The sequence below is a fragment of the Streptomyces sp. NBC_00019 genome (assembly GCF_045041015.1).
Classification (GTDB): Bacteria; Actinomycetota; Actinomycetes; order Streptomycetales; family Streptomycetaceae; genus Streptomyces.
In genome coordinates this window covers 7682344-7705937 of record NZ_CP108302.1, presented here as the reverse complement: position 1 = coordinate 7705937, position 23594 = coordinate 7682344, and the positions used below count along the sequence as shown (strand labels likewise).

At 70.8% G+C, this 23594-nt stretch carries 17 protein-coding genes; 3 read left to right on the top strand and 14 right to left on the bottom strand.

Annotation, left to right across the window (positions count from 1 at the left end):
- Positions 1 to 69: 69 nt before the first annotated feature.
- From OHU89_RS36280 to OHU89_RS36265, 4 genes are all read right to left on the bottom strand, one after another.
- A complete protein-coding gene (locus OHU89_RS36280; RefSeq protein ID WP_405649187.1) occupies positions 70 to 753 on the bottom strand; it encodes a response regulator in 684 nt (227 codons plus the stop codon).
- Positions 750 to 1901, bottom strand: coding sequence for a histidine kinase (locus tag OHU89_RS36275; protein WP_405649186.1), 1152 nt, complete (start codon positions 1899 to 1901; stop codon positions 750 to 752). Before OHU89_RS36275 ends, OHU89_RS36280 begins: the two co-directional genes overlap by 4 nt.
- Positions 1898 to 2422, bottom strand: coding sequence for a DUF1453 domain-containing protein (locus tag OHU89_RS36270; RefSeq protein WP_405649184.1), 525 nt, complete (start codon positions 2420 to 2422; stop codon positions 1898 to 1900). Before OHU89_RS36270 ends, OHU89_RS36275 begins: the two co-directional genes overlap by 4 nt.
- Before the next feature lie 418 nt (positions 2423 to 2840).
- Positions 2841 to 4961 carry a type IIA DNA topoisomerase subunit B gene (locus OHU89_RS36265; RefSeq protein ID WP_266887146.1) on the bottom strand — a complete coding sequence of 707 codons (2121 nt, stop codon included), beginning with the start codon at positions 4959 to 4961 and terminating at the stop codon, positions 2841 to 2843.
- 440 nt (positions 4962 to 5401) lie between these two features.
- On the opposite strand from OHU89_RS36265, the gene OHU89_RS36260 reads away from it, so the two are divergent.
- Positions 5402 to 5632: a hypothetical protein gene (locus tag OHU89_RS36260; protein WP_046257057.1), complete on the top strand. Its 231-nt coding sequence runs from the start codon at positions 5402 to 5404 to the stop codon at positions 5630 to 5632.
- A 111-nt stretch (positions 5633 to 5743) separates the two neighbouring features.
- Here the strand turns inward: OHU89_RS36260 and OHU89_RS36255 are convergent, their stop codons facing one another.
- The 7 genes from OHU89_RS36255 to OHU89_RS36225 all read right to left on the bottom strand — a co-directional run bounded on the left by OHU89_RS36255 (position 5744) and on the right by OHU89_RS36225 (position 17589).
- Entirely contained in the window at positions 5744 to 6601 is an 858-nt protein-coding gene (locus tag OHU89_RS36255; RefSeq protein WP_405649182.1) for a S1 family peptidase, read from the bottom strand.
- A 130-nt stretch (positions 6602 to 6731) separates the two neighbouring features.
- Positions 6732 to 8267, bottom strand: a complete 1536-nt coding sequence (locus OHU89_RS36250) for an RNA polymerase sigma factor (protein ID WP_405649181.1) — start codon at positions 8265 to 8267, stop codon at positions 6732 to 6734.
- Positions 8268 to 8685: 418 nt separating this feature from the next.
- Positions 8686 to 9573 (bottom strand): FadR/GntR family transcriptional regulator, encoded by an 888-nt coding sequence (locus tag OHU89_RS36245; RefSeq protein WP_266887152.1) that lies wholly within the window; start codon positions 9571 to 9573, stop codon positions 8686 to 8688.
- A 162-nt stretch (positions 9574 to 9735) separates the two neighbouring features.
- Positions 9736 to 11955 (bottom strand): ATP-binding cassette domain-containing protein, encoded by a 2220-nt coding sequence (locus OHU89_RS36240; RefSeq protein ID WP_405649179.1) that lies wholly within the window; start codon positions 11953 to 11955, stop codon positions 9736 to 9738.
- 173 nt (positions 11956 to 12128) lie between these two features.
- A complete protein-coding gene (locus OHU89_RS36235) occupies positions 12129 to 12887 on the bottom strand; it encodes an NUDIX hydrolase (RefSeq protein WP_266887156.1) in 759 nt (252 codons plus the stop codon).
- Between the two features lie 128 nt (positions 12888 to 13015).
- Positions 13016 to 14932 (bottom strand): glycogen debranching N-terminal domain-containing protein, encoded by a 1917-nt coding sequence (locus OHU89_RS36230; RefSeq protein ID WP_405654801.1) that lies wholly within the window; start codon positions 14930 to 14932, stop codon positions 13016 to 13018.
- Positions 14933 to 16074: 1142 nt separating this feature from the next.
- The gene (locus OHU89_RS36225) at positions 16075 to 17589 is read right to left on the bottom strand and encodes a DUF4192 domain-containing protein (RefSeq protein WP_405649178.1); all 1515 of its coding nucleotides are present in this window, start codon (positions 17587 to 17589) and stop codon (positions 16075 to 16077) included.
- Positions 17590 to 17764: 175 nt separating this feature from the next.
- On the opposite strand from OHU89_RS36225, the gene OHU89_RS36220 reads away from it, so the two are divergent.
- Positions 17765 to 19930, top strand: a complete 2166-nt coding sequence (locus tag OHU89_RS36220; protein WP_405649177.1) for a RecQ family ATP-dependent DNA helicase — start codon at positions 17765 to 17767, stop codon at positions 19928 to 19930.
- A gap of 313 nt (positions 19931 to 20243) precedes the next feature.
- On the top strand, positions 20244 to 20879 hold the full coding sequence (locus OHU89_RS36215; RefSeq protein ID WP_307025021.1) for a hypothetical protein: 636 nt from the start codon (positions 20244 to 20246) through the stop codon (positions 20877 to 20879).
- Positions 20880 to 21314: 435 nt separating this feature from the next.
- Here OHU89_RS36215 and OHU89_RS36210 read toward each other — a convergent pair whose 3' ends face one another.
- From OHU89_RS36210 to OHU89_RS36200, 3 genes are all read right to left on the bottom strand, one after another.
- Positions 21315 to 21944 carry a hypothetical protein gene (locus OHU89_RS36210; RefSeq protein WP_405649176.1) on the bottom strand — a complete coding sequence of 210 codons (630 nt, stop codon included), beginning with the start codon at positions 21942 to 21944 and terminating at the stop codon, positions 21315 to 21317.
- A 67-nt stretch (positions 21945 to 22011) separates the two neighbouring features.
- Positions 22012 to 22713 carry a ribonuclease HII gene (locus tag OHU89_RS36205; protein ID WP_405649174.1) on the bottom strand — a complete coding sequence of 234 codons (702 nt, stop codon included), beginning with the start codon at positions 22711 to 22713 and terminating at the stop codon, positions 22012 to 22014.
- Positions 22714 to 22795: 82 nt separating this feature from the next.
- Positions 22796 to 23419, bottom strand: coding sequence for a TetR/AcrR family transcriptional regulator (locus OHU89_RS36200; RefSeq protein ID WP_405649173.1), 624 nt, complete (start codon positions 23417 to 23419; stop codon positions 22796 to 22798).
- Positions 23420 to 23594 lie beyond the last annotated feature (175 nt).

Sequence of the window (23594 nt, the reverse complement as noted above, 5' to 3'; positions counted from 1 at the left end):
GCCCAAGGATGGACAGAACGGGAAGATCCCCGACTCTTCTTCCCCTCGCGCTTCACCCCATCAGGTGACTCAACCCGCCGGAGGCCGCACAAGTCCCTTCGCATACGCGTAACGCACCGCCTGCGCCCGGTCCTTGAGCCCCGTCTTGGCGAACAGGTTGTTGATGTGCGTCTTCACGGTCGCGGTGGAGACATGCAGTCTTCTGGCGATCTCCTGGTTGCTGAGCCCATCGGCGATCAGCACGAGCACCTCGGTCTCCCGCCCCGTGAGCCCGTCCGGCGCCTCCACCGGCTCGGCCGGCTGCGGCTCGGGGTCCGACAACCGCTCCAGCAACCGCCGCTGGATGCTCGGCGACAGCCCGGCGTCCCCGGACAGCACACTGTGCACCGCCCTGACGATCTCGTCCCCTCCCGCGTCCTTCGTCAGATAGCCGCGTGCACCGGCTCGCAGCGCCGGGAACAGCGACTCGTCGTCCGCGTACGTGGTGAGCACCACCACCTGGGTGCTGGGGTGCTCGGTCCGGATCCGCCGGGTCGCCTCCACGCCGTCGCAGCGGGGCATGCGCAGGTCCATCAGCACCACGTCCGGGGCGAGTTCGGCCACGAGCCGCACCGCCTCGTCCCCGTCCCCTGCCGCGCCGACGACCTCGACACCGGGCAACAACCCGAGCAGCATGACGATGCCCTCCCGGACGACGGTCTGGTCGTCAGCGACCACCACCCGCGCGGTCCTGCCCTGGACCTCCTGCGTCATACGGGCACCTTCAGCGTCACCACGAACCCCTCCTCGTCCGGCCCGGCCTCCAGCGAACCGCCGAGCAGTTCGGCACGCTCCCGCATGCCCAGCAGACCGTACCCGGCCCCCGCAGCGGTGAGTTCGCCCGGCGATCCCCCCGAGTCCCGTACGCCCAGGGTCACTTGATGTTCGCCGTAGTCCAGCCTCAGCCGCACCTTGGCGCCCGGAGCGTGCTTGCGGACATTGGTCAGCGCCTCCTGGGCCACCCTGCGGACCGCCTGCGAGGCTTCGGCCGGCAGGCCCCTGCACTCACCCGTAATGGTGACCTCGGCATCGTCGGTCGTCTCCACGAGCTGGGTCAGGAAGTCCTCCAGCGGCGTCAGATCACCGCGCAGCGCCGAGAGAGCCTGCCGGGTCTCGGCGAGCCCGTCCCGCGCCATCCCCCGTGCCGCGACGACCCGCTCGAGGATCTGCTCCCGGTCGACTCCCCGCTCGATCAGCAGCCGGGCGGCCTCGAGATGCACGAGCTGCGCCGAAAGGCTGTGCGCCAGCACGTCGTGGATCTCCCGTGCGATGCGGGCCCGTTCCGCGAGGGCCGCCGACTCCGCCTCCGCCGCCCGCGCGGCCCGCTCCTGCGCGAGCAGCCGCTGGGCGTTGCCACGGGCTTCGGCGTCCAGGCGCAGGGTGTAGCCGGCGAGCGCCATTCCGGCCGCCGTCACCGCGGTCGTCAGCCACACGTCGTTGTTCATCGCGGCGAAGGCCGCGAGGGAGACCGCCGTCACGGGAAGCGCGGCAGCGAGGGGGAGCCGCTCCAGGGCGCTGATGGCACAACCGCACCAGATGACGAGAGCCACCGTTGTGAAGTCGGCGGCCTGTCCCACGACCGCGATCCCCAAGAGCACGGCGATGAGCGCGATCGACGGCAGGAGCCGGTGCGCAAGCGTGACTCGCCAGAACGCCCAGGCGACGAGGGTGGTCAGCAGAACTCCCGCAACGGCCCCGACCACGCCCCATCCATGGACGTGAGTGCTGTCGTACGCACCCCACAGCAGCATGCCGATCACCAACAGCCGCACGACCCAGCCGATCAACCGCCGGGATCGCGCGGCGCCGTCACGGCCCAGCGCCTCCCGCGAAGGCCAGCGTGTCCAGGAGTTCTCCGTCACACACGCTCCTTCCATGCGGGCCGGGGCATCCCGTCACCGTACGCCGCGCCCTGTGCGGGGGCCGTGTGCAGGGACTGGGCGCGAAGGGCGAGGATCCCCGAGCGGACGAGCAGTGTGGCTGCCAGGGCGAGGAGCAGGGCGGACGACTCCTGGTGGACTCCCAGTGCAGCACCGAGGGCGTAGAGGCCGACGCGGAGGGCTATGCCGACGAACCAGACCATGTCGCTCGCCTTGGAGCTCTTGCTCCACACGGCTCCGTCCGGCTCCTTCCATATGCGGGTGGTCCAGGCCCACGCAGCTCCGGTGGCCAGACCGATGAGCAGCTCGGCGGTGAGCAGTACGACCGACGCCGTGTGGTGATGGGCATCGACGATGCCGGGCTCGCGCAGCGCCACGACGCCCAGGACGACGGGCAGCAGCCACCAGCGCCGTCCCGCGTCGATCTGCTGCGCGCGGAACTGGCGCGCGATCACCAGGGCGACCACGGCCACGATCAGAAACGCGTCGACCAGCCCGGACATCAGAGCCTCCGTGAGCGAAGAAGGACCGTGCCGACAGCGATCGCTGCCGACGCCTTCGAAGCTACGAAAGTTCGCAGGTCAGGAGATCGGAGCAGGGGTGGATCGTGGGTGGATCCGCGAGTGCGGCGGCGTCCACCCACGGGTGGAGAGACGCTGCCGCCAGCCAGTCGTACGCAGGCGACCCGCCGGCCGACACCGACCGTTCCCATCGCCTCGCGCCAAGCCGGAAGCGCTCGTGCGCCTCCCGATGAACCGGAGGCACATCTCAGACACACCCTGGGCCGAGCCCGGCGACCTCACCAGCCCCAGGCGACCACTCCCAGCGCAGCCGCGCCCACCGGCCCGGCCCCGCCGAGCCCGGCCGGGGACCCGCTCCGGCATCGCCGGTCCGGGTTCCCGGTCCAAGCCCGGCGCAGCGTTACGCGTCGATGCGCGACCGGTCCAGCGTCGCGGCCGAGCTGGAGATGAACTCCTTGCGCGGCGCCACATCGTTGCCCATCAGGAGGTCGAAGACCTGCTCGGCGGCCTCCAGGTCGGAGAGGGTGATGCGTCGCAGAGTGCGGTGGCGGGGGTCCATCGTCGTCTCGGCCAGCTGGTCGGCGTCCATCTCACCGAGGCCCTTGTACCGCTGGATGGAGTCCTTGTACCGAACACCCTTCGTCTGGAACTCCATGAGCTTGTCGCGCAGCTCTCGGTCCGAGTACGTGTAGACGTACTTGTCCTGCCCTTTCTTGGGCTGGACGAGCTCGACGCGATGCAGCGGCGGAACCGCCGCGAACACCCGGCCCGCCTCGATCATCGGCCGCATGTAGCGCTGGAACAGCGTCAGTAGCAGCGTCCGGATGTGGGAGCCGTCCACATCGGCGTCGGTCATCATGATGATCTTGCCGTAGCGGGCCGCGTCGATGTCGAAGGTCCTGCCCGACCCCGCTCCTATGACCTGGATGATCGCGCCGCACTCGGCGTTCTTGAGCATGTCGGTCACGGACGACTTCTGGACGTTGAGGATCTTGCCGCGGATCGGCAGCAGCGCCTGGAACTCGGAGTTCCGGGCCAGCTTCGCCGTACCGAGCGCGGAGTCTCCCTCAACGATGAACAGCTCGCTGCGGTCGACGTCGTCGCTGCGGCAGTCGGCGAGCTTGGCGGGCAGCGACGAGGACTCCAGGGCCGTCTTCCGGCGCTGCGCGTCCTTGTGCTGGCGGGCCGCGATACGCGTGCGTGCGGCAGCGACCGCCTTCTCCATGACGACCCGGGCCTGCGCCGCCGCGTCCCGCTTCGTGGACGTCAGGAACGCCTTGAGCTCCTTGGCGATCACGGTGTTCACGATGCGGCGGGCCGCCGAGGTGCCAAGGACCTCCTTCGTCTGACCCTCGAACTGCGGTTCGGCCAGTCGCACCGTCACCACCGCCGTGAGGCCCTCCAGGGCGTCGTCCTTGACGACGTCGTCCTCGGCGACGCGGAGCAGCTTCTTGGCGCGCAGCACCTCGTTCATGGTGCCGGCCACGGCGGTCTCGAAGCCCGCGACATGGGTGCCGCCCTTGGGGGTGGCGATGATGTTCACGAACGACTTGAGGGTCGTGTCGTAGCCCGTGCCCCAGCGCATGGCGACATCGACGTCGAGCTCCCGGGTGACCTGGGTGGGCGTCATCTGTCCATGCTCGTCCAGGACCGGCACCGTCTCCTTGAAAGTGCCCTGGCCGGAGAAACGGAGGATGTCGCAGACGGCCTTGTCGGTGGCGAGGTACTCGCAGAACTCGCTGATGCCGCCGTCGAAGCGGAAGGACTCCTCTCCCTTGCTGCCGCCCTCGCCGAGACCGAACTCGTCACGGACGACGATGGTCAGCCCCGGCACCAGGAACGCGGTCTGACGGGCGCGCTGGTGGAGGTTCTCCAAGGACAGCTTGGCGTCCTTGAGGAAGATCTGCCGGTCGGCCCAGTACCGCACGCGCGTACCGGTGCGGGTCTTGGGGACCCGCTTGGTCTTGCGCAGGCCGCCGGGCTCGAACTTGGCGTCGGGACCGACTGCGGCGAAGGCGCCGGGGACGCCGCGCCGGAAGCTGATCGCGTGCGTGTTCCCGGCGCGGTCCACCTCGACGTCCAGCCGGGCCGACAGGGCGTTCACCACGGAGGCACCGACGCCGTGCAGGCCGCCGGAGGCCGCGTACGACCCTCCGCCGAACTTGCCGCCGGCATGCAGCTTGGTCATGACGACCTCGACGCCGGACAGGCCGGTCTTGGGCTCGACATCGACCGGGATGCCCCGGCCATTGTCCCGGACCTCCACCGAGGCGTCATCGTGCAGGATGACCTCGATGTGGTCGCAGTAGCCCCCGAGGGCCTCGTCCACGGAGTTGTCGATGATCTCCCAGAGGCAGTGCATCAGGCCTCGACTGTCGGTCGAGCCGATATACATACCCGGGCGCTTGCGCACGGCCTCGAGCCCCTCGAGGACGAGTAGGTGCCGCGCGGTGTAGTTGGAACCGTCCCGGTCTGCTCCTGCCAGCAGCGCTGTGGACGGCACGGACGTCTCGGCGGTCACGCGGTTCGCTCCTCGCTGAATTTCAGATGTGGCCCTTGTGGGTAAGGGCGCGGCTTCGGTCGCCGCCAAGAGGGTACCGAGGCCTGGTAGAGCCGTTGTAACGCCACCCTCGTCTGAACTCACGATAGCCCAGAGTCGCATACGTGTTCGATCCCTCGATGGAGTGAAGTACATATCACGTTCCCTTCGAGGCATGAACCATTTAGGCTCCGGGCACGTCCTCATGAACAACCGGCAACCCAGCCGGGAGGACGGACATTGACAACAAGAGCGAACCCGTAAGACACATAGACACGCAATACGGCACATTCGCCGCCAACCGGCAGCAGACAGCCGGACTCGAAGATTTTTTTCGAGGAGAAGCCCTGAGCGGGAACGTTTTGGGGCTGGTTGGATGTTGACCCTGGTACGACAGCTCGTCGAGCTAGAGAAGAGGCGACGTGACTACTGTTCTGACCCCCGCGAGCCCGTTGACGGCCGCCGATCGCTGCGACCGCTGCGGCGCCCAGGCATACCTGCGCGTCGTCCTGCTCAGTGGCGGTGAACTGCTCTTCTGCGCCCACCATGGCCGCAAGTTCGAGCCGGAACTCAAGAAGATCGCCGCTGAGATACAGGACGAGACGGAGCGGCTGACTACCGTTCCGGCATCCTCCAACGAAGAAGAGCGCTGACACCTCGCGTCCACGACGAGCCAGCGTCGGCACAGGCCGGCACGCGGGCGGCCGCCCCTCAAAGCAGGGGCGGCCGCCCGCGCCGTATCCGGCAATGGCTCTCAGGATCCGTCAGGGGGCCGTGTGCGGCCCCCGCAGGCCGCTTGCCCACCCCAGCGTCCGTACGACGTCGGACACGCGCGTATAGACGCCTGGGCTGCCCGGGCGACCGCAGCCGCTCCCCCAGGACACGAGCCCGACCAGCTTCCCCTGGGCGACCAACGGCCCGCCGCTGTCCCCCTGGCAGGCGTCGACACCGCCCTCTGCCTCCCCGGCGCACAGCATCGAGTCGGCGGCATAGGTGCCGTCGGCACCGGCCGGGTACGCCTGCTCACAGAGGGTGTCGGCCAGCACATGCACGCGTGCCGCCCGCAGACCGCGCGCGTAGTCACCACCCCCCGTGGCGTCACCCCAGCCGTAGACGACGGCAGCCGTCCCCGGCTCGTACGCCGCGTCCCCGGCGGAAGCCATCGTGACGACGGAGCTGGCCGCCAGAGGCTCGGCGAGTCTGAGGACCGCGAAGTCCCCGGCGTTGGTGCTCGTGTCGTATCCGGGGTTCACCCAGGTGTCGCGGACGGGGATCTCCTGCCCCTGGTCCGAGAGCAGGTCCGTACGGCCCGCGATGACTTTGAGATCGCGCACCCGGTTCGGCGGCGCCCCCAGCACGTCCGCACCCAGGCAGTGTGCCGCGGTGAGCACGACGGTCCGGCCGACGGCCACACCGCCGCAGAACTGCCCCGCGCGAGTTCCTCCGAAGCGGTCACGGCTGGACAGCGCCACGGTCCACGGCCCCTCGGAAATGTCGACGGGAAACCCGCCGACGACGATGCTGTCGGCGGCCACGGGGGCAGCGGACACGAGCGGTATGGCACCCGCCACGGCCGCCAGGACCAGCGACCCGTTCAGTGCCCGGGCAAAGGGACGACGCATGCAAGATCCTCACTCTGGGGTGGTCATGGGACACCCAGAGTGATCCACGTCGGCGCGACGCGCACCCGCTCAGCACGAAGGCCCGGCTCCCACCAGGGAAACCGGGCCTTCTACGTCGTACGACCGCGACCTAGTCGAGGTAGTCGCGCAGCACCTGCGAACGCGACGGGTGGCGCAGCTTCGACATGGTCTTGGACTCGATCTGGCGGATGCGCTCGCGCGTCACGCCGTACACCTTGCCGATCTCGTCGAGGGTCTTCGGCTGACCGTCGGTGAGACCGAAGCGCATCGAGACCACACCGGCCTCGCGCTCGGACAGGGTGTCCAGCACGGAGTGCAGCTGCTCCTGCAGCAGCGTGAAGCTGACCGCGTCGGCCGGGACGACGGCCTCGGAGTCCTCGATGAGGTCACCGAACTCGCTGTCGCCGTCCTCGCCGAGCGGGGTGTGCAGCGAGATGGGCTCGCGACCGTACTTCTGGACCTCGATGACCTTCTCGGGGGTCATGTCGAGTTCCTTGGCCAGCTCCTCCGGGGTCGGCTCGCGGCCCAGGTCCTGGAGCATCTGGCGCTGCACGCGCGCGAGCTTGTTGATGACCTCGACCATGTGCACCGGGATACGGATGGTGCGGGCCTGGTCGGCCATGGCGCGGGTGATCGCCTGACGGATCCACCAGGTGGCGTACGTGGAGAACTTGTAGCCCTTGGTGTAGTCGAACTTCTCGACCGCGCGGATCAGGCCGAGGTTGCCCTCCTGGATCAGGTCCAGGAAGAGCATGCCGCGACCGGTGTAGCGCTTGGCCAGGGAGACCACCAGACGGAGGTTGGCCTCCAGGAGGTGGTTCTTGGCTCGACGGCCGTCCTCGGCGATGATCTCCAGCTCACGCTTGAGCTTCGGAGCCAGCTTGTCGGCGTTGGACAGCTTGTCCTCGGCGAACAGACCGGCCTCGATGCGCTTGGCGAGCTCGACCTCCTGCTCGGCGTTGAGCAGGGGGACCTTGCCGATCTGCTTGAGGTAGTCCTTGACGGGGTCGGCGGTGGCACCGGCCACGGCGACCTGCTGGGCAGGCGCGTCGTCCTCGTCGTCGTCGGAGAGGACGAAGCCCTTGGTCTCGCCGCCCTCCTCTTCCTCTTCGCCGGGCTTGATCTCTTCGAGGGCCTCGTCCTCGGTGGCCTCGGCGTCGTCCTTGCCGGCAGTCGTCTTCTTCGCCGCTGTCTTCTTGGCGACGGTCTTCTTCGCGGCCGCCTTCTTGGCGGTCGTCGTCTTCTTGGCGGCGGCCTTCTTCACGGGCGCCTCGTCCTCGACGGAGGCCTCGGCGGCGGGCGCCGCCGGGGTGGCGGTGGCGGTGGCCTTCTTCGTGGTCACCGTCTTCGCAGCGACCGTCTTGGTGGCGGTGCGCTTGGCCGGACTCTTCGCTGCGACGCTCTTTCGGGTGCGCTTGGGCTCCGCGGCACTGACCATCAGCGTCACACCCTCTTCCTCGAGGATCTGGTTGAGGCTGCGCAGTACGTTCTTCCACTGAGTGGCCGGAATCTGGTCAGCTTCGAAGGCCCGACGCACGTCATCGCCGGCGATCTGCCCCTCAGCCTTTCCCCGCTCAATGAGAGCCATGACAGAGACGGACTCGGCGATCTCCGGCGGGAGCGTACGGGATGTGCTGGCCGACACGAACAACCTCTCGGAACGTTGGAAAACGGCTTCCGGCCCCGTCCGGGATGGACAGGAACCGACCACCGGCCGTGGGGATGGGCCGACGGTGCGGGCGGGGGCCGGGAAGATGCACAGCGCCTTTTACGGCGTCCGTATTCCCTCCGCGGCTGTCACCTCTTAGGTCATCGCGTTGTTTCCACAAGCGTTACGCCCAATCTGCGTGGCCCGAGTCACACCCCGTAAGCGTTCAAAAACGGTCAGACACGGACAGAGGAGGTCACCAGCGGGCGCTGGGAGGAAGAAACTGCCCTGTCACACCATCGGACCCCGCAGGATTCCGAAGGATCCTGCGGGGTCCGACGGGGGGACGGTTCACCGGCCGAACGATGCCCAGGAGGGGGAGGCACCCTCCGGCCGTACCGCCCGCGGTGCGTGGTCAGTGCTCGCGCGGCGCCGGCACCACGCGCTCGACCTCAGGATGAATGGTGAGCAGTTGCCGTACGGCCGCCTCGGCCGCCGTCCCGTCGCCGGCGGCGAGGGCGTCGACGATCCTGCCGTGCTGCACCAGCGACGCCTCGTTCGGACGCTCACATCCCGTGACCGGGCCGCCGGAGACCTGAAGGGCCGACGAGACGATCCCCGAGAGGTGCTCCAGCATGCGGTTGCCCGCGACCTGGATCAGCAGGGAGTGGAACTCGGCGTCCGCGCGGGAGAAGGTGAGCGCGTCACCCTGACCCATGGCGTGGCCCATGATCTCGACCATGTCGGAGAGCCGCTGCTGGACGTCGTCGCGTCCATGCCCGGCGGCGAGGCGCGCGGCGAGCGGTTCGATCGTCCAGCGCAGCTCGCCCAGCTCGCGGCGCTGGTCGTCGCGCTGCGGCCCGAAGGCCCGCCACTCGATGATGTCCGGGTCGAGCAGGTTCCAGTCGCTGACGGGGCGCACGCGCGTGCCGACGTTGGGACGGGCACTGACCAGGCCCTTCGCCTCCAGGACGCGGAGGGACTCACGGACGACGGTGCGGGAGACCTCGAAACGCTGGCCGATCTCCTCGGGCACCAGCGGGCGGTCGGCACCCAGGTCGCCCGAGACGATCATCTGGCCTAGCTGCTGGACGAGTTGGCCGTGCAGTCCGCGTCCACGGCTGCCCGCGGCGCGTCGGCCCACGCGGCCCAGCTCGGGGTCCGCGGCGTCCCAGGCGGACACCCCGACACGGTCGGCGGCGGGCGCCTCGGCATAGGGGTAGCGGTCAAGTCCGCCCGGGCCGGCGAGGCCGGAGTCTGCGGAGCGGGCGGCGGTCATCATGGTGTGCGCAAGGGTACTCACGGATCCTTTGTCGGCGCCGTCCTCAACTGCCTTGAGGTCTTTGGTGAAAAGCACACGAAAGGGTGATCGCTCACCCCGTCGCAATTGACGCCTTATCGGAAAGAAATGGGCTTTCCACGGGGAGTTGTGCGCAGAGCAGGACCGGACGGCCACGGACGGTCGTCATCGGACCCTGCTTCGCAGGGTCGTGAGCACATATGCGCAGAGCAGGGCCATCAACGACAACGTCAGCGCACCACCCACGGGTTGGGCGATCATGCGCGCCGCAGCGGAAAGATAGCGCTCTCCACCGAAGGGCCACTGCGGCAGGAGCCCCTCGCGCAGCCGCAGCGGAAACCCGGCCGCCGTCCGCACAGCCGGTCCTTCCAAGGCCTTTTGTACGAGAGGTACGACCAGGACGGGGACCGCGACCACCGCCGCCAGCCCGGCCGTGGTGGACCGGAAGATCCCGGCGGCCAGCACACCGGCCCAGGCGCACCCGATCACGAGCCCGAACCAACTCGCGCCCAGCGGCAGCCAGTCGGCGGGAACTTGCGCGAGCTCTCGTCCGTACAGGAGATAGAGCACTTCGGCGTCGCAGCCCACCGTGAGAAAGGCCAGCAGCAGCGCGGTGGCCGCGGAGACGACGAGTTTGGCCGCGAGCAGCCCCAGTCGGCGGGGCACGGTGCCACGGTCCGCCGCCAGGGCGGGGTGGCGGAACTCGTCGCCGAAGGCGAACGCCCCGAGCAGCCCCGCGCCCAGCGCCGCGGGCGGCAACGGCAGCTCCTGCGGCCACGCGGCCAGCAGGCGGTGCTGCGGGGTATGGCCGACACGGGCGAGGAGTGCGGCGGTCAGGGCGGAGACAACGAGTACGGCAGCCCCGGTCAGGAACCCGGTCCCGACGCCGGCGGCACGGCGCAACTCGTACCGCAGTGGGCGCAGCGGGCTGGGAGCGGGGCGAACGGAGATGGGGGGCGGGAGTTCGGAGAGGGCGTTGAGGGTGGTGACTCCGGCCGCGGCTCGAGGTCGCGTGGGGCACTGAGGCGAGGCGTCCTTGGCCGGGTGGGGTGCGGCACAGGCGGAGGGTTGCCGGGTGGTCGCGCCGTCGCCTGAGGTATGCGCGGACGTCGCTGGCCGGTCGCTGACGTCGGTCGCCCCCGCACTGTCGGCTTCGTGGGCTCCTGAGTGCCCGGCTTCGGCGACGAGCCGCGCCTCGCCGGCTTCCCCCCGGTCGGCCTGACCGTCCTGTGCGAACGACGACGGCACCTCCCGCGCCCCACCCGGATCGAGGTGACCCTCGCGAGCCTCGGTCGACGTCGACCGGTCGGCTCCGGCCGGGGCTTCGGGACTGAAAGCGGCTGCGTCCGATCGCGGCTCGTCGGAAGACGGCTTCGGCTGAGCCTCCGCCGTTCCGGGTGCGGTGGCTGGGGCCGGACCGTGCGCGGCGGTGTCGGGGTCCCGGATCGCGTCGAGCCGGTGCCCGCCCTGGGTGGCCTGCGGTGCGTCCGACGGGGCCTCTCCAGCTCCGGGACCCATGTCGCCTACCTCGTCCGCGAGTTGGTGTACGAGGATGCCGTGGCGGAACGCGGTCTCGCCGACGTCGGCGCAGGTACTGCCGTACACGGAGAGGCGGCTGCCGCCCTCCCGTACGACCTCGACGGAGCGCTGTGCCGTGCGGGCCTCCTTGGTGAGCAGGGTCGCGAGGCGGGCGGCGTGCGGGGTTCGGACCGCGACTCGGGGGCGCAGTCGGGTGCGGGAGAAATCGGCGGACTCCTGGTCAGCGACGAGTCGGCCCTCCTCGAGCGTGACGATCCGGTCGGCGGTGCGGGCGGCCTCCTTGGGGTCGGTCGCGGTGATCAGGACCGTGCCGCCCTGGGCCGCGTGGGCGCGCAGCATGCCGTACAGCCAGCGGCCCTCGCGGGCGGAGAGCCCGTCGGCGGGATCGTCGAGGACGAGTGTGTGCGGGTCGGACAGCAGGGCGCAGGCCAGACCGAGGCGACGGTCCATTCCACGCGACAGGGTGCCGAGGCGTTCCTCGCGCAGGCTGACGAGACCGACGACCTCGAGCACTTCGTCGGCGCGGCGCACCGGGACGCCCGCGGCGGCGCACAGCATGCGCAGATGGCCTCGGACCGTGCGGGCGGGGTGCCCCGGCACGTCGCCGAGGAGCACGCCGACCTCGCGTGACGGATGGGCGATCCGGCGCAGGGGGCGTCCTCTGAAGTAGGTGACCCCGCGGCCTTGTTGGAGTTCGAGCATGAGTCTGAGTGCTGTCGTCTTGCCCGACCCCGGAGCGCCGAGCAGCGCGGTGACGCGGCCCGCGCGTGCCTCGAAGGAGACGTCGTCGACGGCGGGCGGAAGCTCCTTGCGGGGGTTGCTGGTCAGTCCGAAGGCCTGGATCACCCGTAGCAAGATAGCGCGCTATGTCCGGTTTCGCGGGCATCGCAAGGCTCGCTCCGCAAGCGGAAATTCGGCCCGGTCGGACCCATGCTCGGCGGCTGCCGGCGAGGCCGATCGGTCCGGGCCGCGGCGGTGCCGTCACATCTCGCGGCGTCGGCAAGGCGATTGAGTGCTCGTCACACTTCGGGGCGCAGCATCGGCGGGTTGAGCAGCGTGGCGCCACCGGCCCGGAAGAGCTGGGCGGGGCGGCCGCCCTGACGGGTGGTGGTGCCGCCGGTGGGGACGAGGAAGCCCGGCGTACCCGTCACCTTGCGGTGGAAGTTGCGTGGGTCCAGCGCCACTCCCCACACCGCCTCGTAGACGCGGCGCAGCTCGCCGACGGTGAACTCGGTGGGGCAGAACGCCGTCGCCAGCGACGAGTACTCGATCTTGGAACGGGCGCGCTCCACCCCGTCGGCCAGGATCTGGGCGTGATCGAAGGCGAGCGGCGCGACCGGTTCGCCGTCACGCCCGTAACCGCTCTGCTGCAGCAACTCCTCGACCGGCGCCCAGCGGGCGTTGCTGGCGTCGCCGCCCGCGCGCGGCGCGGGGAGGTCAGGGGCGAGCGCGAGGTGGGCGACGCTGACCACCCGCATCCGGGGGTCCCGCTTGGGGTCGCCGTACGTTGCGAGCTGCTCCAGGTGGGCGCCGTTGTCCTGCACGGGGACGGCCGGCTCATGGGCGCGCAGCCCGGTCTCCTCGGCCAGCTCGCGGGCCGCGGCCTGCGACAGGTCCTCGTCGGCCCGTACGAAACCGCCGGGGAGCGCCCAGCGTCCCTGGAACGGCGGCTCGCCCCTGCGCACCGCCAGCGCGCACAGGGCATGGCGGCGAACGGTCAGCACGACCAGGTCCACGGTGACGGCGAAGGGCGGAAAGGCTGACGGGTCGTAGGGCATGCGGCGATCATAGTCGTCTGCCTGACGATAAACACGCCCTTCGTCGGCCGCATCGATGTCTGATCCACTGCGGCTCAAGCGGGTGCCACCGTCCTCCCTGCCGTCGTGCGGCGGCACGTCGTACGAGGTCACACGCCCAGTTGCAGCCCGTCGGCCGCCTCCTCGACCATGGCGAGGCCCAGGCGGCCGACCCGTACGGAGAACGGGGCACCCGCGATCCGCAGTCCGGTCAGGACGATCTCGCCCAGGGGTGCGCTGCGCACCGGGCGCAGGGTGACGGTCCCGGCGGGGGCGTCGGGCCGGATGCCCGCGAGCGTGGTCACCAGCAGCACGCCCGCTGCCGCCGCCGTGGCCGCGGGCCGGCACGCCGCCGGATGCGGGACGGGGGCACTCCCGTCTGTGCGCTGCTCCCCCGCGTACATCTCGGGCAGCCGGTGGCCGAAGGCCTCGGCCGCCGCCAGTGTGCCCCGCAGCAGAGAGGCCGCCTCCTTCTCGTAGCCTGCGGCGGCCAGGCCGGCGAAGGCTACGGCCGTCTCGTGGGTGCGCACGGCTCCTCCGCGGTGGCCGAACGGGTTGTACCCCGCCTCTTTCGCACCCAGACCGCGCAACCCCCAGCCCGAGTCCATGGCGGGGCCGCCCAGCAGCCGGGCCAGCTGTTCGATCTGCACCTTGTCGAGCAGCCCGGACGCCCGCTCACCCCCGCCCAGCAGACCCGTGTCGAGGAGGTGGACGGCTGCCGCGCCCAGGTGTGGCACGAGTCGGCCGTCCGGGGCGCGGGCGGCCGCGGGCCGGCCACCGCCCAGGTCGTCGATCCAGAACTCCTCCCGGAAGGCGGTCCGCAGTTCCTGGGCCCATTGCCGCAGCCCTGCACCGCCCGGTCTGCCGCAGGCGTCCAGCAGATCGGCGCCGAGCAGCGCGGCGCGATGGGCATGAGCCTGTGTCTCGCAACGGACCGGACCGGCGGGCTGGGGATCGCGCAGGTAGGGGGCGTCGCCCACGGTGGTCCGCAGCCAGGTCAGACAGCGTTCGGCCGTGGGCAGCAGTTCTTCCGCGTCGGGATCGGGAAGTCCCCAGCGGCGGGCCTCCGCGAGGAGTACCGGGAAGAGCAGCGTGGCTTCCGTACCGGTGCAGCTCGGCGGGAGATGGGTGCCCGCGTCGCGTCTGGGCCCGGGAATCATGCCGGACTGCTCTCCCGGGCCCCGGAGTTGGGTGCGGGCAAGGGTGCGCAGGGTGCCCGCGGCGAGCCGGGTACCGAGGGGCAGGAGCATTCGGGCCGCGGCAAGCGCCTCGGCCGGGGCCAGGCCACAGCGCCAGGGGGCTCCGGCGGCCAGGTGTGTGTCGGTGGGATGTGCGGGGTCCCGAAGGAGCAGCGCCTGAAGGTCCTCGATGCTCGTCCGGAGCAGTTCCTGGACTCGGGGATCGTCGCCTGCTGCCCGTGCGGGAGCGAGGGGACTCGTGGCTGCCCGGCCCACGGCCCGCACGGGCCCGGTACCGTCCGGACGGACCCGCAGCTCCACGCTCGTACTGCCTCCCGGTGGCAGGACGAACTCCCAGCGCAGCAACCCGGCCGAGGCCAGCGCGTCGGCGGGCTGCGGGTCCGCTGTGATCGACGAGTTGCCGACGGGCGAGGACCAGCGCAGGCCGGAGTCGTGGACGCTCGCGGGCAGTTCGGGTCCGGGGGTGCCGCTCGCGATCGCCCCCAGATCGGCCATGTCCGTACCGAGGGCCACCTCGACCGGTAGGCGCAGCGGGCGTGGGGCCGCGCTGTACAGCGTGATCCGCTCCGTGCCGTCCGCGTGACGGACGCGCTCGACGACGACGTCCGGGTCCGGGCCCGTGTGCGCGGAGGTCCGAACGGTTCCCAGGAATCGGGCGCTGTCGGCCGTGGTCATGCGCGACTGGACCGCGACGGGTTCGCGTCCGGCCACTCGGACCTGGCAGCGGGACAGCACACGTCGACCGGCCCGGTAGAACCCCTCCAGCCCCCGCCCGGTCAACTGCCCCTGTTCCGTGGAGATCGCGAGGCCCGGGAGAGCGACGCAGATGAGGGCGGTGTGGGTGGACGGCAGGTCGACGGGGCGGCGGGGTGACGGAGGGGGACTGCCACGACCGGGTGAAGCCGGCGGGCGACCCGCCTGGCCGGTGGGCTGGGGTGGTGCCGAGCGATGGCCCGTGGGAGGCGGAGGGGTGGCCCTTTCGTCGGCCGACGGACCTGAGTGGTGCGGCCGACCCGCCGATCGGGCAGGGGGCGAGCCGGACAGAACGGCCGGGTCCTCCTCGCCCCAGCTGGGCGGGCCCAGTTCCCTCGCCCGGCTGGGGCGATCGGCCGGGTCGGCCTCCCACGAGGGGCGTGAGACCGAGGGCATCGCAGGACCGGGGCGACCACCAGGGTTCGCCTCCCACGAGGGCACCGAGGCCTGGGGCATCGCGGAATCAAGGTGACTGTCCGGGTGCGCCTTCCATGAGTGGAGTGGGCCTGAAACCGTCACCGGACCAGGGCGGGCGACCCGGCCCGCCGGCCATGCGGAAGACTCCCCCTCCTCGGACGAGGTGGGCGCGTATCGGTCCTGGCCGGGGGACACAGAGGGGCCACTCGGACCTTCCGGCGCGTGCCGGTCTGCGCCGTCCGCGTGCGGTGGCAGGCCGGTCTGCGGCCCTGGTCCGCCCGCGGCGGAGCGGTTGTCGTCGGCGGTGGAGGGCGGAATCGGCTGATACATGGGCGGCTTCTTCTGCGCTCTGTGCGCCTCGGGCGTGGTCGGCGTCGGCATGGAGGTTCCTGAACGGCCTGAGCGGCACACCGGCAAGGCCCGTCCAGGTGTTCCGCCACTCAGGTGAACGGAACAGGGCTCCTCGGGGTCACGCCTGTGACCGGCCGAGCCGACCGATTGGCGGCGGGTGTCAGGTCGGCCGTGGCGTCCAGGTGCCGGCGTAGGCCGCCCGTTCGCAGGCCGGTCTGGTCGGCGACACGCCCTAGCCAGGGCATGGGCCGACATGACCGAGGTTGGGTGTCCGGTCCGCCGAGGCCTTTGAACGCCGAGGTGGGCTGACGTTCTGAAGGGCCGTGTCCGGGTCCGCCAAGTCCCCTGGCCAGCAACGTGGGCGGACGTGCGGACGTCCCGAGGACTCATGTCCGGGCAGCCCGAGGCCCTTGGGTACCGGCATGGACCTGCCCACCAGTTGCGCCCGCTCACACGTCCCCGTCAGTGTCACCGCCCCGACTCCGCACCGCCCTCTTCCGCGTGCGGTTCACCCGCGCGGCCAGCGGCCTCGTGCCTCCCGCCGCCGGCGTACGAGGCCGGGAACCGTTCACCCCGTGTCCCTGCGCCCTGGTGTCCGCGGCATCACCGGATCGCGTTTTGCGTCGGCGTCCGGAGGCCGGTGCGGCGCAGGGTGCAGGTCCGTCCACGTCGCCCTCCTCCGGACCTTCGGCGCCTTCGGGACTTCCGGAGTCCGGCTGTTCCCTGTCCCCCCGTTCCGCACGCAGACAGCGGCGAATCGACTCCGGGTCCAAGCCCTCGTTGCAGGCCTGGTGCAGCAGCCGCGCGAAGAGGTAACCAGGATCCGCGCCGAGTGCCATGGCCAAGGCTTCCCTGGCCTCCAGGTCGTCGCCTGTGGACCAAGCGACCCAGCCGGCAAGGGTGAGCGGCGCGGCGGCGTGTTCGCCGTACGGGCCGACACAGCGCCGGGCAAGTGCCCGCCACAGCCGGAGCGCAAGGACGGCCTCGTCGCCCTCCATCCACTCGGCCGCGCGGTCGCGAGTGGTGCGGTCCTGCAGACCGAGAATGAGCGTGGCGGCCTCGTCGTGGTCGAGCAATTGATCGTCGCGGAGATCTTCCGTGAGCGTGCCGGACACGACCGGAGCCAGCGCGTAGCGCTGCATGACCTGCCTCGCCAGCTGCAGCGTCTCCTCGGCCACGCCCGTACGGCTCGCGCCGTCGAGGATCCTCGGGACGATCGCCATACTGCCCGTGTCCAGCGCGATTTCCTGAGCCAGGGCGGAAGCGTTCTCCCAGGGCAGCAGCCTGCCCCGCAACTCCCTGAGGGTGCCGCGCACCTGGAGCCCGGCGTAGGTGGCGGCTGCCGCCAGGACGGACGTGCCGGGCAGGCCCATCGCCTCCCCCTCGGGCGGGCAGCATTCCTCACTTCCGCAGCAGTAGGACCAGAAGCGGCCGTCCGAAATGCACAGTGCCTCGATCACCGGTACGTCGAGGAGGCCGCACTCGACGCGCAGCTTCTGGGCGAACCCCCTCAGTCGCTCCATCACCTGCCTGCCGGACTCGCCCTTCCCGGGCTCCTGACAGAGGTAGGCGACCATCTGCTCGGGGCGGGCTCCCCTGCGTTCACTGCCAGTGACCAGCCCGTGGGCCAGCTGTCGCGCCACGGCGGGCCAGTCGTCGACGCTGCCGGGGATGCCGAGCCTGGCCCGGCCCCCGAAGCGGCCCCGTCCGCCCCTGTCATGGAGGGCGACCAGGACGATGCTGTCCTCAGGGCGGTACCCGAGCAGATACGGCAGGGCGTCGGCCAGTTCGGCCGGGGTGCGCAGCGTCACCTGATGCTCGGCGCCGTGGCCGTCGTAGGTGGTGCAGTCGAGGTGGCCCATCGGCGTCGCATGCCCGCCGTGCGCACCGTGGGGTGCGCGGGGCTCCTGTCCCGCCGCGTCGCCGTTTTCGGGGGATCCAGTCGTTTCGCTGTGGTTCGTCATGCGCAGACGATCTCGCGGATCATGAAGTTCCGCTTTGCCCTGTGGATAACCCCGACCAGGGACACGTCAATGCACATCTTGACCGCGACGCTCCGTCCACAGGTGCCTCCACCCAGCACCCCTGCCCAGAGCCGTCCGGGCCCGGCTTGTCAGTGGCGTCCTGTTGTATGGACGCATGGAGCACACGAGCAACGCCGATCTCCGAGTGGCCGCCGACGCGGTTCTCGCCCGTCTCGTCGGGGACCCCACGGGCACGGCCCGGCTGCGGGAGGACCAGTGGCGGGCGATCGAGGCGCTGGTGGCCGACAGACGGCGGGCCCTCGTCGTGCAGCGCACGGGCTGGGGCAAGTCCGCGGTGTACTTCGTGGCGACGTCGCTGCTGCGCTCCCGGGGCAGCGGCCCCACCGTGATCGTCTCGCCGCTTCTCGCGCTGATGCGCAACCAGGTCGACGCCGCGGCCCGGGCCGGCATCCACGCACGGACCATCAACTCCTCCAACACCGAGGAGTGGGACACGGTCCAGGCCGAGATCGCGGCCGGCGAGGTCGACGTCCTGCTCGTCAGCCCCGAGCGGCTGAACAACCCCGACTTCCGCGACCAGGTGCTGCCCAAGCTGGCCGCCGCGACCGGACTCCTCGTGGTGGACGAGGCCCACTGCATCTCCGACTGGGGCCATGACTTCCGCCCGGACTACCGGCGGCTGCGAACCATGCTCGCCGACCTCCCGCCCGGCGTCCCCGTGCTGGCGACGACCGCCACCGCCAACGCCCGCGTGACCGCCGACGTGGCCGAGCAGCTCGGCACGGGTGCCACCTCGGACGCCCTGGTCCTGCGCGGCCCACTGGACCGGGAGAGCCTGAGCCTGGCCGTCCTGCCGCTGCCGGACGCCGCGCACCGGATGGCCTGGCTGGCCGACCACCTGGACCAGCTGCCGGGCTCCGGCATCATCTACACGCTCACCGTGGCCGCCGCCGAGGAGGTCACCGCCTTCCTCCGGCAACGGGGCCACACCGTCACCTCGTACACGGGCAAGACGGAGAACGCCGACCGTCAGCAGGCCGAGGACGACCTGCTGGCCAACCGGGTCAAGGCCCTGGTCGCCACCTCCGCCCTGGGCATGGGCTTCGACAAGCCCGATCTCGGCTTCGTGGTCCACCTGGGCTCGCCCTCCTCCCCCATCGCCTACTACCAGCAGGTGGGGCGCGCCGGACGCGGCGTCGAGCACGCCGAGGTGCTGCTCCTGCCGGGCAAGGAGGACGAGGCGATCTGGGAGTACTTCGCCTCTCTCGTCTTCCCCTCCGAGGATCTCGTGCGCCGCACGCTCGACGTCCTCACTCGCGCGACCGGACCCATGTCGCTGCCCGCGCTGGAGCCGCTGGTGGAGCTGCGCCGTTCCCGGCTGGAGACCATGCTCAAGGTCCTGGACGTGGACGGGGCCGTGCACCGGGTCAAGGGCGGCTGGGTCGCCACCGGGGAGCCGTGGGCCTACGACGCGGGGCGGTACGAATGGGTCGCCCGGCAGCGCAAGGCCGAACAGCAGGCGATGCGCGACTACGCGTCCACGACGGGCTGCCGGATGGAGTTCCTGCAGCGCCAGCTGGACGACGAGGGCGCCAAGCCCTGCGGACGCTGCGACAACTGTGCGGGGACGCGCTTCACCGCGGACACGTCGACGGCCGCACTGGACGCCGCACGCGTCGACCTGGGCCGGGCGGGCGTCGAGGTCGAGCCGCGCCGCATGTGGCCGACCGGGCTGCCGGCGATCGGTGTCGAGCTGAAGGGGCGCATCCCGGCAGGCGAACAGACGGCACCCGGACGGGCGTTGGGCCGCCTGTCGGACATCGGATGGGGAAACCGGCTACGACCGATGTTCGCCCCCCATGCCCCGGACGGTCTGGTGCCCGACGACATCGCGAAGGCGGTCGTGGGCGTGCTGACCGACTGGGCCAGGGGCCCGGGCGGCTGGGCTTCGGGAGCCCCGGACGCCCCGCCACGGCCCGTCGGTGTCGTCACCGTCCCCTCGCGCACGCGGCCTCAGCTGATCAACTCCCTCGGTGCGCGCATCGCGGAGGTCGGGCGACTGCCGCTGCTGGGGTCGGTGGAGTACGCGGGCGAGGCGCCCCCGCTTTCCCGGAGCAACAGCGCCCAGCGCCTCAAGGCACTCGACGGAGCCCTCGTTGTGCCGCCCGCCCTCTCCGCCGCGCTGGCCGAGGCCGGTGGTCCCGTCCTCCTCGTGGACGACTTCACCGAGACGGGCTGGACCCTCGCGGTGGTCGCCCGGATGCTCCGGCGGGCCGGTGCGCAGGGGGTGTTGCCGCTGGTGCTGGCCGTACAGGGTTGATGACGCCGCGTCGCGGAACCCGGTCTCCGACGGCACTCACCATCTGCCTGGTACGTCGAGAGTCCGCACCTCTCTGAGGTGCGCGGATGTCCCGGGCGTCACACGGCGCTTCGCCGGGTAGGGATATAAACCACACACCGCCAGATTCCGGTCGGTGGCCCCAATTGCTCGTTGCCGCAACCAAGTTCGACAGGAAGAATTGAAGTCCGCTCCCCGCACGGCTCGCCCGTGGTCCGGTAGGGCTCTGCTGCGGCGTGCGTTCCCCCGAATCCGACCCCGCCCGCAGTGTGGGCGCGTAGCCGAAGGGAGGACCGTGACCTTCGGATTCGCTCCGTCCTCCGCGGCATCCACGTCGACGTCTGCCGACCTGTCCGCCGCATCCAACAACCCGCTGACCCGCATGCTCGAACCCGCGGAGTGGGCCGCAGCCGGAATTCCCCTGCTGCGCAACCCCCGGGAGGTCGTCAGCGGACTGCACTCCCGGCATCGCCCGAAGCCGGCGACCGCGATCGTGGCCGTGCTCGATCCGGACGAGCGGCTGCGCGCGAGTGCGTCGTTCACCCGACGCCCGGCCCCGGCAGACGGCTGGATGTTCCGCAACACGCTGCTCGCACAGCTGCGCCGGGTCATCCCGCACGACCTGCGGCGCCGCACTCCGGTGCGTACCGCCGTACTGCTCTACTGCCGGGACGGCGACGCGCGTTGGACGGAGGAGGACGGCGCGTGGATGTGGGGCCTGCGGGACGCCTGCACACTGCACGGGCTGCGCTGCGGCGCGTACATCACGCTGACCCGTGACGGCTGGCAGGTTCTCGGCGAGGGCCGCGGCGGCCGCCGCCCCAACTCCGACTCGTCACCGGAGCCCTTCGCCCTCTCCGAGGCGCCGCCCCCGCTGCCCCGCACCGGCGGTGCCGCCTCGGAAGTCCTGCGCCGCGCGGCAGCCCGCTGAAGAACCACGGGAGAACCCCGACCGACCCTCGCGGATCAGAGGTCGGGGAACGCTCCGGGCCCGAGCCGATGGAGCGGTCCGGCTGAGATGCCTACGGATCGCTCCGGTTCGCGTCGCGATCAGCCGCGCACGGCATGCGACTTCGAACGGCCCACGCCTTAGTGCGGCGCACGACAGGCGGAGGCTTAGTGGGCTGTACGACGGGCGGACGCGAGGAGCATCGGGCGGCCGCCCAGCCATCGCCGGCCCCACCTCGATCCTGCGCTGCGGGCCGACGGCACAACTCCCCCACGGCCTCAGGGTGCACTCGGGCGAGGGCGGACGCGCGCGGACCATCCCCACGATCGTCCGCGCACGACAAACCCCCCACTGTGCAGGAGCCGCCGAAGCGGCGCCCTCGTCACCCCCGCGCCCCCCGGACGTGCGGGAACGGGCTCAGACGCCCGCGCCCAGCACCGAGTTGATCTGCTGCGGGTCGCCGCAGACGATCAGCAGGGCGCCGGCCCGGCCAAGCGCCAGAGGCAGAACCGTCGCGGCAGCGGAGTCGGGACCGCCGTTGACGGCGACCACGACCACAGGGCGCGTGGTGGCACGGCCCACTGCGGCGGCGTCGGCGTAGAAGACGTCGTCGCCCGCGTCGTGCTGGGCCCAGTAGGAGGCTTCGCCGAAGGTCAGCTCGTGGGTGGCCCACGGGTGCTGCTCGCCGGTGGTGACCACCAGCACCTCGCCGGGGGCACGACCCGAGTCCAGGAGCAGGTCCACGGCTTCCTCAGCGGCGTCGAGCGCGCCTTCGGCGGAGGCCGGGATCAGCTGGATCTGCGGGGATGCCGGGGCCGGAGCGGCGGCGGTGTGGGCAGCCGGACCCGACGGTCCGGGCTTGGCAGCCACGTCATGCGGCGTGCGTTGCACCGGAGGCGTGGGCCGGAAGGGGCCGGGACGCGGATGCGCCGCGGGCCGAGGGCCGGGTACGGGACGGGGGGTCGGCGCGGTACGGCCACTGGCCGAAGTGGCGCGGGGACCCTGGGCACTCTCGTGAATCTGAGGCTCCTCGGGAAGGAGAGGCATGGCTGACTTCTATCAAACGTTGGTGCGACTCGCGTCGGCGGGTGGCACATGAGTGCGAGCGGAACGGTCAGAAATCGAATCCGAGTTGGCCTTCCATCTCCGAAACGCCTCCGTCTGCCCAGCTGCGGGCCTTCTTGAGGTGCCGCCACTGGGGCAGCGCATCAAGATACGCCCACGACATCCGGTGGTACGGGGTGGGTCCCCGCTCCTCCAGTGCGGCCTTGTGCACGGGCGACGGATACCCGGCATTGTCCGCAAAACCGAAGTCTGCATGGTCGATACCCAGTTCGGCCATCATTTTGTCGCGCTGAACCTTGGCGATCACCGAGGCCGCCGCGACAGCCACGCACGACTGGTCACCCTTGATGACCGTACGGACCTTCCAGGGGACCCCGAGATAGTCGTGCTTGCCGTCGAGGATCACGGCGTCCGGCCGGACCGGCAGGACCTCCAGGGCGCGGACCGCCGCCAGTCGCAAGGCGGCCGTCATGCCCATGGAGTCGATCTCCTCCGGGGAGGCGTGCCCGAGGGCGTACGACGTCACCCACTTCCGGAGCTCCACGTCGAGCGCGGTGCGCCGTTTGACGGTGAGCAGTTTGGAGTCGGTGAGACCTTCGGGGGGGCGGCGCAGTCCGGTGATCGCCGCGCAGACGGTGACGGGGCCGGCCCACGCGCCGCGCCCCACCTCGTCGACACCGGCAATGACCTTCGCTCCGGTCGTGGCACGGAGGGAGCGCTCGACAGTGTGTGTAGGTGGTTCGTACGGCATGGCGCCCTTAGCGTACGCCGCCTGGATCACCCGGCGACACCCCGGTTTCCCCGAGCCCTGCCACCTCCGGTCCGAGCCACGTTCAGCCGTCACTCGTCCGCAGCAGGGGAACCATCAACTGGTCGATCATCTCCTCGAGATCCCGATCGCTCCATTCGCTTCCGCACATCTTCGATCGGTACATCATCATCGCCGGTATGGCGTCGAAGACGTAGCTGTTCGCCGCATCGGAGCGGACCTCTTGGCGCCTGATTCCACGGGTGATGACCTCACGGAGCAACCTGATGGTCGGCTCGACGACCCCGTTGAAGATCACGCCATGGAAACGCTCCGCCTGGATTGGGTCGCATTCGTGAATAACGGCACGGAGCGCAAAGCCGGGGCGTGAGTACATCGCCTCACGTGCCTGCCGGCACAGTTCGAGGAGGTCCTCTCGCACGCTGCCCAGATCGGGAGCCGTCTCGATGATCGGCAGCCCGGACTGCAGGGCATCGGCGACGAGGTCCTCCTTGGACGGCCAGCGCCGATAGACCGCGGCCTTGCCGGTCTGGGCGCCGGCGGCGACGCCCTCCATCGTGAGGCCCTTCCAGCCGACCGTACTGAGCTGTTCCAGGGCGGCATCGAGGATCGCGCGTTCGAGTACGGCGCCGCGCCGACGGAGGGAGGCCGCCTGAGCGGGGGCGGCCGTCCAGCGCGAGGTAACCATCTGAGTAACTCCAACGAGCAGGGGAAGCGGGGATTCCGGGGATACGGGGACGGTGCGCGGCGACGACGGGGGAATACGCCGCATGACGAGAACCTAAGTGAACGCTTGCGTTCACTATGAGGGACTCACTACGGTTGACGCGACAGTGAACGCGAGCGTTCACTAACGCACTTGT

What these genes read in the sequence shown, in the direction of transcription:
- OHU89_RS36280 (WP_405649187.1), bottom strand. Translation starts at nt 753, where the DNA reads ATGACGCAGGAGGTCCAGGGCAGGACCGCGCGGGTGGTGGTCGCTGAC.
- OHU89_RS36270 (WP_405649184.1), bottom strand. Translation starts at nt 2,422, where the DNA reads ATGTCCGGGCTGGTCGACGCGTTTCTGATCGTGGCCGTGGTCGCCCTG.
- OHU89_RS36255 (WP_405649182.1), bottom strand. Translation starts at nt 6,601, where the DNA reads ATGCGTCGTCCCTTTGCCCGGGCACTGAACGGGTCGCTGGTCCTGGCG.
- OHU89_RS36235 (WP_266887156.1), bottom strand. Translation starts at nt 12,887, where the DNA reads ATGCCCTACGACCCGTCAGCCTTTCCGCCCTTCGCCGTCACCGTGGAC.
- OHU89_RS36225 (WP_405649178.1), bottom strand. Translation starts at nt 17,589, where the DNA reads ATGACGAACCACAGCGAAACGACTGGATCCCCCGAAAACGGCGACGCG.
- OHU89_RS36220 (WP_405649177.1), top strand. Translation starts at nt 17,765, where the DNA reads ATGGAGCACACGAGCAACGCCGATCTCCGAGTGGCCGCCGACGCGGTT.
- OHU89_RS36210 (WP_405649176.1), bottom strand. Translation starts at nt 21,944, where the DNA reads ATGCCTCTCCTTCCCGAGGAGCCTCAGATTCACGAGAGTGCCCAGGGT.
- OHU89_RS36205 (WP_405649174.1), bottom strand. Translation starts at nt 22,713, where the DNA reads ATGCCGTACGAACCACCTACACACACTGTCGAGCGCTCCCTCCGTGCC.
- OHU89_RS36200 (WP_405649173.1), bottom strand. Translation starts at nt 23,419, where the DNA reads ATGGTTACCTCGCGCTGGACGGCCGCCCCCGCTCAGGCGGCCTCCCTC.